At 51.2% G+C, this 19133-nt stretch carries 5 protein-coding genes; all 5 read left to right on the forward strand.

Annotated elements, in window-relative coordinates; all coding sequences use genetic code 11:
* Positions 1 to 4 precede the first annotated feature (4 nt).
* The 5 genes from ICC18_RS01155 to ICC18_RS01175 all read left to right on the forward strand — a co-directional run bounded on the left by ICC18_RS01155 (position 5) and on the right by ICC18_RS01175 (position 19079).
* Entirely contained in the window at positions 5 to 12688 is a 12684-nt protein-coding gene (locus tag ICC18_RS01155) for a non-ribosomal peptide synthetase (protein ID WP_188172548.1), read from the forward strand.
* A gap of 24 nt (positions 12689 to 12712) precedes the next feature.
* Complete coding sequence (locus ICC18_RS01160) at positions 12713 to 14521, forward strand: ABC transporter ATP-binding protein (RefSeq protein WP_223192241.1); 1809 nt, start codon at positions 12713 to 12715, stop codon at positions 14519 to 14521.
* On the forward strand, positions 14499 to 16280 hold the full coding sequence (locus tag ICC18_RS01165) for an ABC transporter ATP-binding protein (protein ID WP_188172550.1): 1782 nt from the start codon (positions 14499 to 14501) through the stop codon (positions 16278 to 16280). The genes ICC18_RS01160 and ICC18_RS01165 overlap by 23 nt, the downstream gene beginning before the upstream one ends.
* A 51-nt stretch (positions 16281 to 16331) precedes the next feature.
* Positions 16332 to 17615, forward strand: coding sequence for a diaminobutyrate--2-oxoglutarate transaminase (gene ectB / locus ICC18_RS01170; protein ID WP_188172551.1), 1284 nt, complete (start codon positions 16332 to 16334; stop codon positions 17613 to 17615).
* Between the two features lie 246 nt (positions 17616 to 17861).
* Positions 17862 to 19079, forward strand: coding sequence for an RNA-guided endonuclease InsQ/TnpB family protein (locus ICC18_RS01175; protein WP_188172552.1), 1218 nt, complete (start codon positions 17862 to 17864; stop codon positions 19077 to 19079).
* Positions 19080 to 19133 lie beyond the last annotated feature (54 nt).

The raw sequence follows: 19133 nt of genomic DNA on the forward strand, positions 1-19133 counted from the left end.
TCTCATGATCGATAAATATACGCAAAATATGATGCTTGCTGACGGTCAATTTGAAAAAGAGCAGCAGTATTGGCTGAATAAGCTGCAGGGTGAAATCGTGCTTTCGGAGTTCCCGAGAGATGCCGATCGAACATCCACAGTGTCCGGCAGCATGTCGGCAATCAAATACGGATTTCCGCCCGAGCTCTCGCAGAAGCTTCAGACGATCGCGAATAAGTCCGATTTTGCTCTTTTCATGATCCTTTTATCCGGAATCAAATACTTGCTTCATCGTTACGCCTCCCAATCCGAGATTACGGTCGGCATGCCGGTTTTCAAGCAAAATAAGCAAAATGCCGTACTGGTGAACTCGCTGCTGCTGCTGAAAACAACGCTGATGCAGGATGATTGCACGTTCAAGCAATGGCTGGCAGCTGTGAAGGAAACCGTCACTTCGGCCAATGAGCATCAAAACTTTCCGTATATCAAATTAACCGAGCTGCTTGACTTGCCGGAGGGGAACTCCAACCAGCCGTACCTGCCAACGCTCGTTTTGCTCGATAGCATTCATGACCGCAGCAGTATCGATCATGTACAATCCAACGTTATTTTCCAGTTTTCGCATACCGAGGAGCAGGTTGAATTGGTTCTTCGCTACAACTCGGGTGTGTATAGCGAATTTCTGATGAAGCAAATCGCTTTTCACCTGATTCATTTTTTAAGGTCGGCATTGAACGAACCGGATCGGAGCCTGGGTGAGCTTGAGCTTCTATCCTTGGCGGAAAAAATGAAGCTGCTGGACGAATTCAATATGACCGGGGCGTCTTACCCGCTGGATCAAACGATCCACGGCTTGTTCGAGGCGCAGGTGTTAAGGACACCGGAGGAAATCGGTGCCTCCTGCGGCGAGGAGAACCTGACATACCGTCAACTGAACGAACGCGCAAACAGTCTAGCTCGCGTACTTCGCAGCCATGGCGTGGGGCCGGACGACAGGGTCGGCCTGCTCGCCGAGCGCTCGCTCGATATGATCGTCGGCATTTTTGCAACGCTCAAAGCCGGCGGTGCGTATGTGCCGCTTGACCCGGACTATCCGCAGGAGCGCACGCAGTTCATGCTGGAGGACAGCTGGGCCCGTGTCCTGCTGGCGCAGCCGCACCTGATGGGCAAGGTCCCATTCGATGGCATCACACTGGATATGAGTGACAGCGAGCTGTACGCCGGAGATACGTCGGACTTGGAGCCGGTGAATGGGCCACACGATATGGCCTACATCATTTATACGTCCGGCACGACCGGCAAGCCGAAAGGCGTCATGATCGAGCATCGGAATGTCGTGCGTCTGCTCGTTCATGACCGGCTGCAGTTCGATTTCAATGAACGCGACGTATGGACGGTATTCCATTCCTTCTGTTTCGACTTCTCCGTGTGGGAGATGTACGGGGCGCTGCTATACGGGGGAAAATGTGTCGTCGTGCCGAAAACGACGGCGCAAAACCCGAAGGCGTTCGCACAGCTGCTGCGCCAGGAGGGCGTAACGGTATTGAACCAAACGCCGACCGCGTTCTATGCGCTGATCCATGAAGAGCTGCAGCAGCCGGACAACGGGCTTGCCGTCCGCTATGTCATCTTCGGCGGGGAAGCGCTGAACCCGGTCATGCTGAAGCCGTGGAAGGCGAAGTATCCGAATACGCTGCTGATCAATATGTACGGGATTACGGAAACAACTGTACATGTGACTTATAAAGATATTACGGATCGCGAAATCGAGACGAACCTGAGCAACATCGGGCGTCCGATTCCGACGCTGACGAGTTACATCTTCGACGCGCAGCGCAGGCTGGTGCCGATCGGCGTCGTCGGCGAGCTGTACGTCGGTGGAGACGGCGTCGCGCGCGGGTATTTAAACCGTGAGGAGCTGACGGCCGAGCGGTTCGTCATGAATCCTTACAAGCCGGAAGAGCGGCTGTACCGGTCCGGGGACCTCACGCGTCTGCTGCCAAGCGGCGAGATGGAATATTTCGGACGGATCGACCATCAGGTGAAGATCCGGGGGCACCGCATCGAGCTGGGCGAGATTGAAACGCAGCTTCTGCGGCACGAGCGGATCCAGGAAGCGACGGTGCTGGCGCTGGACGACGAGCAGGGGCAGAAGTTCCTGTGCGCTTACTTCATCGCAGACGGGGAGCCGACCGTGTCCGAGCTGAGGGCACACATCGGCAGCGATTTGCCGGCGTACATGATCCCGTCGCATTTTGTGAAGCTGGACCGCATGCCGCTGACCGCCAACGGCAAAATCGACCGCAAAGCGCTGCCGAAGCCGGAAGGCGGACTGGACTCGGGCACGGCCTACGTGGCGCCGAGGACAGAACTCGAGGCAGGGCTCGCTCAGATTTGGCAGAACGTGCTCGGCTGCGAGCGAGTCGGTGTACTGGACGATTTCTTCGCGCTGGGCGGGCATTCGTTGAAGGCGATGTCGCTTATCACTGCGATACATAAAGCCTACGATGTGGAAGTGCCGCTAAGCCTGATGTTCGAAACGTCGAATATTGAGGCGTTAGCACGTTATATCGAAGTCGCAGTCGTAGAAAATAATGGATATGTTGCAATTCCCCCAGCACCACAGCAGGAGGTATACCCAGTATCATCAGCGCAGAAGCGGATGTATATCATTAATCAATTTGAAGGTGCAGGCACGGGGTATAATATGCCGGGCATATTCCAATTGCATGGGAAGCTGGACCGCGGACGCTTGGAACAAGCTTTCCGACATTTGATCATACGCCATGAGACGCTGCGAACATCCTTCGAGACGGTGAATGGAGAGCCGGTTCAAAGGGTGCACGCATCCGTACCATTTGAGATCAGTTACATAGAGGCGATAGGGGCAGAGCCATCTCATGCCGAGATCGAGCGGTTGATCCGGGCATTCATTCAGCCTTTTGACCTGCAGTCGTCCCCATTGCTCCGCGTTGGGTTGATTCAGCTTGCCGTTGATCATCACATCTTCATGTGTGACATGCACCATATCATTTCGGATGGAGTTTCCATGTCGATTCTCGTCAAAGAATTTACCGCCTTGTACCATGGCGAAACGCTGCCGGAGCTATCCATACAGTATAAAGATTTTGCCGTATGGCAGCATGACAGTCTGCAAAGCGAGAAGCTAAAAAAACAAGAAGCCTATTGGCTAGACGCATTTCATGGAGAGCTTCCGCAACTGGAACTGCCAACCGATTATTTGAGACCTGCGGTGCAAAGCTTTGAGGGCAATCATGTAACGCTGCAGGCGGGTTACCGGATTATGGAAGGCGTAAAACGCATCGCTGCAGAAACGGGATCCACGCTCTATATGGTGCTGCTTGCCGCCTATAATGTCTTGCTGGCCAAATATTCCGGGAAAGAAGACATTATCGTCGGCACGCCGACAGCCGGTAGATCACATGCCGATGTTGAAGGCCTAATAGGCATGTTTGTCGGTACGTTGGCAATGAGAAATAAGCCTGAAGGGCATAAAACGTTCAAGCAGTTTTTAGCTGAAGTCAAATTGAATGCAATGAAGGCGTACTCCAATCAGGATTACCCCTTTGAAGCTCTGCTGGAAAAGCTGAACATTGTTCGCGATATTAGCCGCAATCCGCTTTTTGACACGATGTTCATGGTACAAAATATCGATGTGCAAGAGGCCGGCTTTGAAGAGCTGCAAATCGAACCGTACGTTGTGGAGAACTACATCTCCAAATTCGATCTGTCTCTGGAAGCGAAGGAAATGGAGAGCGGTTTGAGCGTTCATCTCGAATACAGTACGAACCTTTTTGCCAGGGAAACTGTGGAGAGGCTCGGACGCCATTACATCAACCTGCTCGAATCCATTGTGCAGGAGCCGGAGCGGAAGCTGGCGGAACTCGACATGCTATCGGATGAAGAAAAACAGCAAATATTAACGGATTTTAACGATACGAAAACGGATTACCCGGGCGAACTGTCCATTGCCGGATTGTTTGAGCAGCAAGCAAGGCTAACGCCGGATCATCCTGCTTTAGTTTGGTCCGGGAAGCAGCTCACGTACTGCCAGCTCAATGAAAAAGCGAACCGGCTTGCCCGGACGCTCATGGGCCAAGGTGTAGGGCCCGACCAAGCCGTCGGGCTGCTCGCGGAACGTAACATGGAACTGATTGTCGGGCTGCTCGGCATCCTGAAAGCAGGCGGAGCTTTCCTGCTTCTCGATCTCGATATTCCCGAAGAGCGCATGAAATACATGCTCGAGGACAGTGGTGCCCGTATCGTGCTGACGGAACGGCATCTGCGCCAAAAGACAGCGGCACTGGGCGCTGTTCAAGTGAACATTCTTGATGAAGAGACCGGCCATTTCGATACTGACGGTTCCGACTTAGAACCGAAGAGCGGACCGCGCGATCTGGCTTACGTGATCTATACATCGGGTTCCACCGGCAAGCCGAAAGGCGTGCTCATCGAGCAGCGCAGCGTCGTGCGGCTGGTCAAAGAAACGAACTATGTGCAGTGGAGCGCGAATGAACGCATTTTGCAGACAGGAGCGCTTGGCTTCGATGCCGTCACGTTTGAGTTCTTCGGTGCGCTGCTGAACGGAGGCACTCTGTATCTGACCGATAAGAGCGTTATTTTGGATAGCGAAAAGCTCAGCGCGTTTATTGCCGAACACCGCATCACGACCATGTGGCTCACTTCCCCGTTGTTCAACCAGCTTTCGCAGGAGAACGCGGGAATGTTCGCCGGTCTGCGACAGCTGCTGGTCGGCGGCGATGCATTATCGCCTAGCCACATTAACCACGTGCGCAGCAAGTGCCCGGGTCTGCGTCTGATTAACGGCTACGGGCCGACGGAGAACACGACGTTCTCCACGACGTACCCGATCGAACGCGATTACGAGGGCAGCATACCGATCGGGCGGCCGATCAGCAATTCGACCGCTTACATCGTGAACAAGTACAACCAGCTGCTGCCCGTAGGCGTGCCGGGCGAGCTGTGTGTCGGCGGCGATGGGGTGGCACGCGGATATGCCAATAGGCCGGAGCTGACGGCGGAGACCTTCGTTCCGAACCCGTTCGTAGAGGGAGAAGTGATGTACCGAACCGGCGACCTGGCGAAATGGCTGCCGGACGGGGCGATCGAATATAGAGGCCGCATTGATCAGCAAGTGAAGATCCGGGGATACCGGATCGAGCTGGGCGAGATCGAAGCGGAGTTGCTGAAGCATCCGGCTATGAAGGATGCCGTTGTGATCGCCCGCGAGGACGCGAACGGGCAGAAGTTCCTGTGCGCCTACATCGTGGGGGAACAGGATCTGGGTGCGCCGGAAGTAAAGGCGTTCCTGTCGCAGGAGCTGCCGTCCTACATGGTGCCTGCGTACATCGTGCAGATGGAGAAGCTGCCGCTGACGGCCAACGGCAAAATCGACCGCCGCGAGCTGCCTGAGCCGGAGGGCGGTTTGGGCTCCGAAGCGGAGTATGCAGCGCCCCGGAATGAGACCGAAGAGCAGCTCGTCGCCATCTGGCAGGACGTCCTCGGCGTGCTGCAAGTCGGCATCCGCGACGACTTCTTCCTGCTCGGCGGCCACTCGCTGAAAGCGATGACGCTGCTGGCGCGGATCAAACAGCAGCTGCAAGCGAACGTGCCGCTGCGAGTGCTGTTCGAGTCGCCGACGATTGAGGCGCTTGCCTTGCATATCGAGCAGGCTGACAAAGAGGCATATGCGGCGATCAAACCGGTGGAGTCGCGCGATTATTATCCGGTTTCCTCGGCGCAGAAGCGGATGTATATTCTTGGGCAATTTGAAGGCACGGGAACGGCTTATAACATGCCCGGCGTCATGTTCATCGAAGGGGAGCTGAACCTCGATACCTTCAGGCAGTCGTTCATACGTCTCGTTGAGCGTCATGAATCGCTCCGCAGCTCGTTCGATGTCATCGATGGCGAACCCGTTCAAATCGTACACGGGAACTTGCAATTTGAAATTGAATACATAGACATCGTCCATGACGCGTTAGAAGTGGGTCAGTTGGTCGAACAATTCGTCCGGCCGTTCGATTTATCGAGGGCGCCTCTGCTTCACGTAGGTCTGATACATCTGCAGCCCGGACGACATTTGTTCCTTTTCGATATGCATCATATTATTTCCGACGGCGTCTCGATGGCGATCCTCGTTGACGAGTTCGTCCGCCTGTATCAGGGCGAGCAGCTGCCTGAGTTAACGATCCATTATAAAGATTTTGCCGTTTGGCAGAACGGGTTTTTCCAATCGGAGCGGATGCAAAAGCAGGAGACCTACTGGTTATCTCAATTTGATGGGGAAATTCCGGTTCTTGATTTGCCGACGGACTTCTCCAGACCATCGATTCAGAGCTTTGAAGGGGATTATATGACGGTCGGCTCCGGCAGAGAGCTGGCGGAAGGACTTAAAAAGCTAGCAGTCGAAACGGGCGCAACACTGTATATGGTGCTTTTAGCGGCTTATCATGTGCTGCTCGCCAAATACAGCGGGCAGGAAGACATCGTCATCGGTACGCCGATCGCCGGCAGACCGAGAGCGGAGCTCGAACCGGTTATCGGCATGTTTGTCAATACACTTGCTCTTCGCAACCGCTCGGAAGGCGGTCAGACGTTCAAGCAGTTTTTGGCATCCGTTAAGGATACGACGCTCAGTGCATTCGAGCACCAAGACTACCCTTTCGAAGCGATTGTCGAAAAGCTGAATATGGCCCGCGATTTAAGCCGCAATCCGTTGTTCGATACGATGTTCAGCATGCAGAACATATCAGTCAGGGCAGCGCAATTGGACGACCTCCAATTTACGCCATATGAAACAGAAAGCCGAATCGCCAAATTCGATCTATCGATGGAAGCAACGGAAGAAGAGAACCAGATCCGTTTCAACCTGGAATATAGTACGCGTTTGTTCAACCGGACGACGATAGAACGACTAGCCGGTCACTATTTACGTACACTTCATCAAATCGTCATGAACCCGGATAGCTTGCTGTCTGAGATCGATATGCTTAGCGATGCGGAAAGGTACGAAATCATCCATACATTCAACGATACCCATGTAACGTTTAGCATGGATGTGACGATGCCGCAACTGTTCGAACAGCAGGCGGCACAGACGCCGGACCGCATTGCGATCAGCTTCGAAGGGACGCAGTGGACTTACCGCGAACTGAATGAACGGGCTAACCAATTAGCACGTTACTTGCTCTTGACAGGGATGGGGCAGGAAGATTTGGCGGCCATCTTGATGCACCGTTCACCGAGAATGATTGAATGTATCCTGGCCGTTTGGAAAGCGGGCGGTGCTTACGTGCCGATCGATCCGGACTATCCGCAGCAAAGAATCCGCGAACTGCTTGCTGATTCAGGTGCGGTGTGCTTACTGACGGAAATGCCTTACGTAACGCCTGAAATCAAGGATGATTTTACCGGTGTGATCATTCCGATCGACGCGGACGATGAAGTCATTCGTCAGGTCGAGGAAAACAATGTTAAGCTGCCGCCTACGATTTCCAATCACCTTGCTTATGTCATTTATACATCAGGTTCTACGGGTAAGCCGAAGGGCGCCATGCTGGAGCATGCGGGCATGCTGAATCATATGGATGCGATGATCAGCGCCTTCCGTCTGGACGAACAAAGTGTCATTGTCCAAAATGCCCCGCACTGCTTCGATATTTCCGTCTGGCAGTTGGTAACCGCTTTGGTGCTCGGGGGCCGGACGGCGATATACAGCAACGAGCTCGTGTTGAATGTGCGGGAATTTTTGGAGCAAGTGGCGGCTGACAAGGCAACTGTGCTGGAGGTGGTCGTTTCCTATATGGCCGCCATGCTGGATTTGCCGGAAACCGTTGCGCTTCCGGACCTACAGGTTGTGCTGGTGACCGGGGAATCCATCAAACCTCCGCTGGCCCGAAAGTGGTTCGAGCGCTATCCGCACATTAAGCTGGTCAACGCATACGGGCCAACCGAAGCGTCGGACGACATTACGTTGTATGTCATGGATAATGCGCCGGAGCTGGAAACCGTTCCGATCGGCAAGCCGGTGCAAAACATGCACGTATACGTCGTGGACTCTTATATGAAGCTTGTACCAATCGGCGTTCAAGGGGAATTATGCGTCTCAGGCATCGGGGTAGGGCGCGGTTATTTGAATGACCCGGAAAGAACGCAAAAAGCATTTATGGAGGATCCGTTCCGAGGTGAATCCGGTATCCGGATGTACAAAACGGGAGACTTGGCTCGTTTCCTGCCTGACGGCAATCTGGAATATGTCGGCCGAGTCGATCATCAGGTCAAGATTAGAGGCTACCGGATCGAGCTTGGCGAAATCGAGGCGATTTTGCTGAGACAGGAAGGTGTTAAGGAAGCAGTAGTCATGGATCGGACGGATGCCCATAGTCAAAAGTATTTATGCGCATACTTCACTTCTGACGATATGATTCCGGCTTCGGTACTGAAGGAAAGTTTAAGTAAAGAACTTCCAGGCTACATGGTGCCGTCATACTTTGTACAGATGGATCGACTTCCCTTAACACCGAATGGAAAAGTTAACCGCAAAGCGCTTCCGGAACCGGATGGTGGCGGGGCGCAAGACTATACGGCTCCGTCAAGTGAGACAGAACGTACCCTTTGCGTGATCTGGCAACATGTGCTGGGAATCGGCAGGGTCTGCATTCACGATAGCTTTTTCGAATTGGGCGGTCATTCTCTCAAAGCGATGATGCTGCTCGCTCAGATTCACCGCGAAACGGGCGTAGAGGTTCCGCTGCGCACGTTGTTCGAGATGCCGACCGTGCAGCAGATCGCCAAGTTTATCGATCAGTCTTCATCACAAAACTTTGTATCGATTCAACCGGCTGAACATCAAGAATATTACCCGCTCTCATCCGCTCAAAAACGGATGTTCATTCTACAGCAGTTTGAGGCCGACAGTGTCGGTTACAACATGCCGGATGTGATGCTGATCGAGGGCGAGCTGGATGTTGAGCGGTTTAATCAGGCTTACCGGGCGCTCATTCGCCGTCACGAAGCGCTTCGCACCTCGTTCCATACGGTGAATGGCGAACCGAGGCAGAAGGTGCATGAGGATACCGAGTTGCGGATTCAAATCGAGGTGTATCAGGCCGATTCGGACGAGGATACGGCGAAGTTGGTGCAATCCGTCATCCGTCCGTTCAATTTAAGCGAAGCGCCGCTGATTCGCGCTGTATTAATTCGAAGAGCGGCCGATAAGCACGTTTTTGTCTACGATATGCATCATATCGTTTCCGACGGCGTATCGAGCGGCATTATTGCGAGCGATTTTGCCGCCTTGTACGCCGGCGCTGAGCGGCCAAAGCTGAACATTCAGTACAAAGATTTTGCGGTTTGGCAAAATGAGCAATTCCAAAGCGGTATCATGCAAAAGCATGAGCAATACTGGCTGAACAAGTTTACCGGCGAAGTGCCGCTGCTGAATCTTACGACCGATTACCCAAGACCGCAAGTGAAGAGCTTCGTAGGGGATTTCGTCGCCTTTGGCTCCGGTTCCAAAAGGATGGAGTTGCTGAACCGGTTTGCCGCTTCACAGGGTACGACGCTGTATATGGTGCTGCTCGCTGCCTTTAACGTGCTGCTTGCCAAATATTCCGGTCAGGATGATCTTGTGGTGGGAACGCCGATCGCCGGCAGGCCGCATGCGGACGTGGACAACGTCGTCGGGATGTTTGTCAATACATTGGCTCTGCGGAGCCGGCCTGAAACAGGATTGACGTTTCTGGAGTTCTTGCAGCAAGTAAAAGAAACCGCGCTGCAAGCCTACGAGCATCAGGATTATCCATTTGAGCTGCTGGTCGAACATTTGGGCTTACAAAGGGATTTAAGCCGTAATCCGTTGTTCGATACGATCTTTATTTTCCAAAATACGGATGATGCGGAAATTGAACTGAACGAATTGCAATTCAAACCGTTCCCGCTCGAGCATAAAATCGCCAAATTCGATCTCGCGCTAACAGCCGTTGAGACCGAAGGTGAGATCGGATTTAATCTGGAGTACAGCACAAAATTGTTTAACATCGCAACGGTAGAGCGTATGGGCCGACATTTGTTAACCCTGATTGACAGCCTAATGGATCGTCCCGATACCCTGCTTGCCGATCTTAACATCGTAACGGAAGAAGAGCATTCGCAATTGGCTCTTTTCAATGCAACGCATCGTAACGTGCCTAATGATCAAACGCTGCACGGTCTGTTTGAGGAGCAGGCGGCTCTTTCTCCAGAGCAGCCGGCGGTTATCTTCTTAGACAGACAGTTGACCTATGCACAGCTGAATACGGCGGCTAACCGTTTGGCCAGGACGCTGCGGGATAAGGGCGTCCGTCCGGAATCGCGGGTCGGCATTATGGCGGAGCGCTCGCTTGAGCTGATTGTCGGCATCATGGCGATATTGAAAGCCGGAGGGGCATATGTGCCGATTGATCCGCAGTATCCGCAGGAACGGATTCGCTACATGCTGGAGGATAGCGGCACCTTGCTCGTGCTGACGCAGGCGAAGCTTTTCACAGGAATGAGCGATGAAATCAGGTCCGCTTTCACCGGGGAATGGCTGGATCTGGACGACGAACAGCACTATGCTGCGGACGGCTCCAATCTGGATCCGGTCAATGCGATGACAGATTTGGCCTACATCATTTATACATCGGGTACGACGGGCAAGCCGAAAGGCGTCATGATCGAGCACCGCAGCATCGCCGGCAATCTGTTGTGGAGAAAGTCGGAATATGCGTTGAGCACGAACGACAATGTGCTGCAGCTGTTCTCGTTTGCTTTCGACGGTTTCGTAACCAGCTTCTTTACACCGATTCTGGCGGGAGCAACAGTTGTACTTATGCAGGATGAAGACGCGAAAGATCCTTTTGCGATCAAAAAGCAAATCGCGCAGCATCGCACAACGCATTTCATCAGTGTACCAAGCTTGTATGCAGCGCTTCTTGAATGTATGAACGCCGAAGAAGCCGCCTCGCTCCGTATTGTAACAGTGGCCGGTGAAAAGGTGAACAAACACGTGATCGAACGCAGCAAGCAGCTATTCCCGCACATCGAGCTTGTGAATGAGTACGGTCCGACGGAAAGCAGTGTAGTAGCCACATTCCTGCGCGACCTGGCGCCGGATAAGGACATTACCATCGGAAGGCCGATTGCAAATACGCAAGTCTACATCGTGAATGAAACCTGCCGCAAGCTTCAGCCGATCGGCATCATAGGCGAGTTGTGCATCGCCGGAGACGGTTTGGCCCGAGGGTATTTGAATCGGGGCGACCTGACGAGCGAGAAATTCATAACAAATCCGTTCACTTTCGGGGGAAGCGGAAGCGACCGGATGTACAAGACAGGAGACCTGGCTAGATGGCTGCCGGATGGAACGCTTGAATACATCGGCCGTCTAGACGAACAGGTGAAAATCCGGGGCTACAGGATCGAACTGGAAGAAATTGAGGCTGTACTGCTCCGTCATGACCAGGTACAGGAAGCTGTTGTTGTAACTACGGAGCAACCGAACGGAGATTATGCGCTTTGCGCATATATTGTGGCAACCGGCAGTCAAGACATGGCAGAGCTGAGAACCTATCTTTCCTCCGAGCTTCCGACCTACATGATTCCGGGCTATTTTGTCCGCATGGATGCCATGCCGCTGACGCCGAACGGAAAGCTGGATAAAAAAGCGCTGCCGAAGCCGGACGAACGTTCACTGGCACGCGCAGTCTATGTCGCTCCGCGCAACGGGACCGAGGAGCAGCTTGCCGGCATTTGGCAAGATATTCTCGGGTTGCAGCAAGTCGGCATTCACGACAATTTCTTTGAAATTGGCGGGCATTCGTTGAAAGCCACGATGCTTGCGGCGCGAATCTTCGAGATGATGCAAACGGAGCTTCCGCTGCACTACTTGTTCCAGCATCCGACTGTTGAAAAGACGGCTCAATACATCGATTCCAAAGAGCTTAGGATCGATTTCAACAAGCCTATTGCTTTGTTGAACCGGAAAGCGGAACGCAACGTATTCTGTTTCCCTCCGGTCGGCGGTTTCGGCTTTGTGTTTAAAGAACTTGCGGATCGAATCGATACGCATGCTTTGTACGGACTTGATTTTATCGAAAGCGAAGACCGCATGGAACGATACATCGACCTTGTGACAAGCGTGCAGGAGGAAGGACCGTTTATCTTTATGGGTTATTCCGCCGGAGGCAATCTGATATTTGAACTGACCCAAGCCATGGAAAACAAAGGCTTTGTCGTATCGGATTTGATCATGTTGGACGCGTCCCGCAAAAACAAAGTCATCAGCCAATCCGACCGCGAAGTCGCGGAAGAGATCGATGCTTTACTTAAAGAAGCGGAGTCCGACGCTAAATATGAGCCGTATGTCCATAACGAGCGGATCAGAAACAATGTGATTCAAAAAATAAAAAGCTACATGGTCTATTTGAACGCTTTACAAAACAGCGGCTCCGTTCGTGCAAACATCCATCATATGCACAATGAAATCAAACCGGGCAGCAGTATCCTAAGCCGCAGCACTTGGTGGAACCGATCGACATCAGCGCAGTACCGCAGTTATCAAGGAGCAGGCCGTCATGAAGACATGCTGGATATGCCATATGCCGCGAAAAACGCGGAGATCGTCAAGGAAATCTTATCCTTATAACCCGCGATGAAGAGGAGCGATAATTTGGCCAGTCGAAAAAGTAAGCCGCAAGAATTCAGGCCGAAGCCGATTTTCTTTCGGTTAATGGCCTTCATCAAGCCCTACAGCTTATGGGTCCTTTTGACGATTGCGACTTCGCTTATTGTTGCAGCAGTCGATATCGGGATGGGGAAGCTGATTGAGCAAATGATTGACGCCAATTCGCGAACATTGCTGGACTCCGCTGTTTTCATTGCGATTTTGGCGCTGACGGGGGTTATTGCGAAGTATTTGATTAAATATGCTTCAACCCGGTTTAGCAGCTATGCGCTGCGCGATTTGCGCAATACGGTTGCTCATCATCTGGAGAACCTGCCGGTTTCCACCGTAGAAAAGCAGCAATCCGGCGACCTGGTATCCCGACTGACGAACGATACGACGGTGCTGCAAAACTTTTTTATCCACCATTTTGCCAATTTATTTTATATGCCGGTCGTGTTTATTTCTGCATTGACGATACTGCTGCTTACCAGCTGGAAACTGATCCTATTCAGTCTCATCTTGCTGCCTATCGGAATTATCGTCACCGTTGTATTAAGCAAGCCGATCAGCAAAATCTCCGAGCAACTGCAGGAACAATTAGGGCATGCGAATGCCGTTGCACAAGATATGATCGGCGGTATACCGATGGTCAAAGCATTTAACAGACAGGGCACCATGTTCGAAAAATACGGCAAAGTGATGCAGCAGGTTTTGTCCAAAAGCCTGCTGCTCGAAAAGCGCCGCGCGCTCATGTCGCCAATCAGTATTTTGCTGCTGTCGACACCGCTCATCTTCATGGTCGGCGTCGGCGGCTACTTAATTGACAAAGGAGAATTGACACCCGGCAATATCATTATTTTCTTGTATATGATTTCGTTCGTTCTTCAGCCCATCTCGATGATACCCGTGCTTTCCGCACAGGTGCAGGAAGTGAGCGGAGCGGCCCGTCGATTGTTTGATGTACTTGATATGCCGGCGGAACCGGAAATTCCTTCGACCGAGGCTCTGGATGTAAATTCGATACCCATTGAATTTGACAACGTATCGTTCTCCTACGACGGACAAACGAACGTACTGAACGGGGTAAGTTTCCAGCTGCAAAAGCAGCAGACCATCGCGCTTGTAGGTTCGAGCGGTTGCGGGAAAAGCACGCTGTTTAAACTGCTCTGCGGCTTTTACGAGCTGCCGCTTGGGTCCGGGAGCATTAAAGTGTTCGGCAGGCCGCTGAATGAATGGAGCCTGAAGCAGCTTCGCAGCCAAATTTCGCTCGTTTCTCAGGATACCCACCTGTTTCCCGGGACGATAGCGGAGAATATCGGTTTCGGGAACCTTCAAGCTACTATGAACGATATCGTGCGGGCAGCCAAAGAAGCGAATGCGCATGATTTTATCATGCAGCAGCCGGTAGGATACAACACCGTCATCGGAGAGCGGGGTTCCTTGTCCGGGGGCCAAAAGCAGCGAATCGCCATTGCGCGCGCGCTGTTGAAGGATGCGCCGATTCTGCTGCTGGATGAGCCGACATCCGCACTCGACACGCACTCGGAAGCCATCGTTCAGGAAGCTATAGAACGGGCAATGAAAGACCGTGCCGTTCTAATGATCACGCATCGTCTGTCAGCCATCGATAAAGCGGACTTGGTCATTTTTATGAGCGACGGAAATATTGTGGAATGCAATACGCACGAACAATTAATCCGCAGCAATGGCCCGTACAAAAAAATGTATTTCAAACAATTCGCGCTCCAAGAGAGCACCGGCAGCGCGGATAGAGAGGAGGGCTTAAGGCATGTTCCTGAGGCAGTCCTATAAGGAATTCAAACGGCTGATGTCTTTGATGGAGCTGCGCCGTAAAGGATATTTCACCGGATTAATCGGAGACAGCATCAGCAATGCCAGCATCGCCATCCTGCTCTCTTTTGTCATCCAGTATTTACTCGATTATTCCGTTCACCGTGACCCGGCCGTGCTGATAAAGGCAATCTGGATCGTCGGCGGAACGTTCGTCATGCTTAGCGTGCTGTCTCCGCTATTCAGCTACATGTATCACCGGAACGTAAAGCAAACGATGGCCGATATCCGGCTGAGCGTGTTCGATCGACTCGGACGGCTTCCCCAGCGTTACTATGAATCCCATCATTCAGGGGATATCGTTTCACGAATGACGAACGATATGCAGCTGATGGAACAAACGTTCACCGAGCATATGAAATCGATCATTGTAGAGTGTTTGACATTAGTCGGATCCCTGACCGTGATGTTTATTCTCGATTGGCGGCTCGCCTTGGTTTTGGTCGCTTTGGGTCTTCTGTCTGTCTTGATCAATACCAGATTCGCCCGGCCTTTGCGAAAAATAAGCGACAGGTTTCAAGAGCAAACGGGCGGCTTGACCGAACGACTTGCCGACCTGCTTGCCGGACTGCAAGTCATTAAGATGTTCTCGCTGCATCGTGCGGTTACAAAGCGTTTCTATGATATGAACGGGGAGGTCACGGTCTCGGCGATGAAGCAGGGGCATCGGACGGGTCTGTTGGAGGCCGCTAATTTCCTCATTAATTTCATGAGCCTTGGCGGAATGCTTGTTATCGGAATCATTATGTATTCGCAGAACATGATCGAACTCGGCGTTTTGGGCCAAATCATCCAGTTGCAAACGGGCGTTTCCATGGTATTCTTGCAGCTCGGCAGCATTGTTTCACTGATACAGCATTCGTTCGCCGGGGCAGCTCGCGTATTCGAACTGCTTGATGCATCGTCAGAGCCCGATCGATACTTGATGCCAGGCCCCGTCAGTGGCGAACAGGAGGCGACTCCGGAAACAGATATGGAGATGAACGGAGTCATCTTCGATTACGGTACGGCAGCCCGAGTTTTAAACGGAAGTACGCTCTCCGTGCGGAAAGGACAGGTGGCTGCGCTTGTAGGCGCCAGCGGTAGCGGCAAAAGCACAGTCATGAAGCTGTTTCTCGGTTTTTATCCGCCAATGGAGGGTACGATCCGTATCATGGGTAAGCCGCTGGGCCACTATACGCTTTCCGAAATCAGGGAGCTAACCGCTTATGTACCGCAGGATCCGTATTTGTTTCACGGAACGATTGGCGATAACATACGTTTCGGCAAACCCGATGCTACGGATCAAGAATTGCATGAGGCGGCAATTGCCGCTTATGCGCATGATTTCATTATGGAACTGCCGGACGGCTACGATACGATGGTTGGCGAGAGGGGCTCCTCATTATCCGGCGGACAACGCCAGCGTATTGCCATCGCCCGGGCGTTGCTCAAAAACGCACCGATTCTCCTGCTTGATGAGGCTACCTCCGCGCTGGACGCCGAATCCGAGTTTTGGGTGCAAAAGGCTTTACATACATTGATGAAGGACAGGACGACCCTGATGATCGCTCATCGGCTGTCTACGGTCGAACAAGCGGACATCATTTATGTCATGGACCAAGGTGTCGTCAAGGAAATGGGAAGTCACGAACAGCTTTTGTCCGGCAGAGGTTTATATGCAAATCTGTACCGGCAGGAATCGCACAAGGGACAAGAAATGAAAACAGTCACTGCTTAACGGTAATGTTGCTTTCAAAAAGTAAATCGGAAGATAAGAGGAGTGGAATTCATGTCTATTTTCGAAAAAATGGAATCGAATGTACGTTCTTACTGCAGATCTTTTCCCGATGTGTTCACGAAAGCGAAAGGTTCTACATTGTACGCCGAATCCGGAAGAGCATTTATCGACTTTTTTGCAGGAGCGGGCGCTTTAAATTACGGACACAATAACGATTATATCAAAAAGAAGCTGGTTGAGTACTTGGAATCCGACGGTTTATCCCACGGTCTTGATATGTATACCTCAGCAAAAGAGACGTTTTTGCATACATTTTCAGAGCTCATTTTGAAGCCGAGAGAGCTTGATTATAAAGTTCAATTTTGCGGTCCGACGGGAACAAATGCCGTGGAGGCAGCTTTAAAATTGGCTCGCAGGGTCAAAGGGCGGACGGGTATTTTTTCCTTTATGGGAGCCTTTCACGGCATGTCGCTTGGCAGTCTGTCGGTCACCAGCAACTTGTACCACCGATTAGCGGCGGGTACGGATTTACACAATGTTTCCTTCATGCCTTTTCCATACGGTTACATGAATACTTTTGACACGATCAATTATATAGAAGCTGTACTGAAGGACGACCATTCAGGGATCGACAAGCCGGCCGCCATCATTTTTGAAACCGTGCAGGCGGAAGGAGGCCTCAATGAAGCGCCGATCGAGTGGATGCAGAGGCTTCGCGATCTGTGTACGCGTCATGATATTTTGCTCATTTGCGATGAGATTCAAGTTGGCTGCGGCCGGACAGGTCCATTTTTCTCCTTTGAAAGGGCGGGCATCGTTCCGGATATCGTCGTGTTGTCCAAATCGATCAGCGGCTACGGTCTCCCGATGGCCATTACCTTATTAAAACCGGAATTGGATATCTGGAACCCGGGGGAGCACACGGGAACTTTCCGCGGCAACCAGCTAGCGTTCGTAGGCGCAGCAGCAGCGCTGGAATATAGAGAGTTTGCTAACTTAGAAGCTGAGGTTTACCGGAAAGGACACTTCGTCAGCCGGTTTTTGCAAGAGGAGATCGCTCCGTTAAGCGAAGATATTCAGATTCGTGGGATGGGGCTGCTATGGGGGGTTGATGTATCGGCAAGCAAACATGCGAACATTTCCAAAGAAATTGCCGCGCGCTGTTATGAGTTGGGACTCATTTTGGAAAGGGTGGGCCGTCAAGACGAAGTCATCAAGCTGATGCCGCCGTTGACCATCCCGCTGGAGGAGCTTGAGCAGGGCTGCGGCATATTAAGACAGGCGGTTCAGGATTGCTTTGAGAAATACGGGTTAAGGGAACACGCTTTAATCTAATGACTCGATTGCGGGAAAGCAGCCATATGGATATTTTTGGTTTGTGATATCACTTGGAATGCTTTAATAAGCATTTAATATAAATAAGCGCCATTTTACATTAATGGTGCTTATTTTATTTATGTCTCAGAAAAAACACTCGTGACTTCAGTCATGAGATGAATTTTCTTTGCTCCGATAACAAACGTATGTTCCGTTGGCGCTTGAGAAATGCTAGAATATAAGTGTTGGAACGGAGGTGAAAAAATGAAATTTTTCGGTGTCCAAAAAGAAAAGCTTCGAGAGTTAACACAAAAAGAATTTACAGCGCTTAGAACGCTTTTTCGTCTAAGTAAAAATATGTTCAACGTCGGTTTGTACACCGTTCGTCAGCATTTTTTTGAAACCGAACAATACCTTCCATACAAAGAAAATTATCATCACTGTAAATGGAATGAAAATTACAAACTTATGGGCTCAGCGGCGGCACAGCAAACGTTGAAAAAAGTGGACGAAGCATTCAAAAGTTTCTTTGGTCTTTTAAAAACACCGGGCCAAGCGCCACGAATTCCAAAGTACCTGGATAAAGAAAGTTTCTTCGAATTGTCCTTCCCACAGTTTCGAATGCAAAAAGACGGTACGTTTGACCTGCCGATGTCTCCAGCATTTAAAAGAGAATTTGGAAAAGTAACGATTCCTTTCCCGAAAAATCTGCGGCCGGAATCGGTTTGCGAAATTCGGTTGATCCCGAAATACGATGCTCGTTACATAGAAATTGAATACGTATATGAGATTGAAGCCCAGAAATACGAGTTAAATCCGGACCACGCTCTTGCTATTGACCTTGGCATCGACAATCTTGCTGCTTGTATAACTACCCTTGGGACGTCGTTCATTATCGACGGGAAACGTTTAAAATCTTATAACCAATGGTACAACAAGGAGAATGCAAGGCTGCAGTCGATCAAGGACAAGCAAGGCATTAAAGAACTTACCTATAATCAAGTCCAACTTGTCGTCAAACGAAACAACCGATCTCGCGATTATTTGAACAAAGCGGCTCGATATATCGTCGACTACTGTCTTTCCAATCAAATCGGGAAGATTGTTGTAGGTCATAACGAAGGTTGGAAACATGAATGTGATATGGGGCGATTGAATAATCAAACCTTTGTTCAGATTCCGCATAGTCAATTAATCAAGACCATCAAAAACCTCTGCACGCGATACGGGATCGAGTTCGTGAAACAGGAAGAAGCATATACTTCTAAAGCATCATTCATTGATCATGACTTGATTCAAAACATGCAGACGTACTCTGGCAAACGAATAAAACGCGGGTTGTACCAGACCTTACAGGGATTGTTCGTAAATGCGGATGTTAATGCCGCTGCCAACATTTTGCGAAAAAGTAACCACAAGGCCTATCAAGGTGAAGTGGCTAGGGGGATTTTGACGTTCCCATCGAGAATTCAATTGGTTTAATACCATTTTATCTCGAAGAATCTCGCGACTTCAGTCACGAGTAGTTCAAACTAT

This window comes from Paenibacillus sedimenti (assembly GCF_014534655.1).
Classification (GTDB): Bacteria; Bacillota; Bacilli; order Paenibacillales; family NBRC-103111; genus Paenibacillus_E; species Paenibacillus_E sedimenti.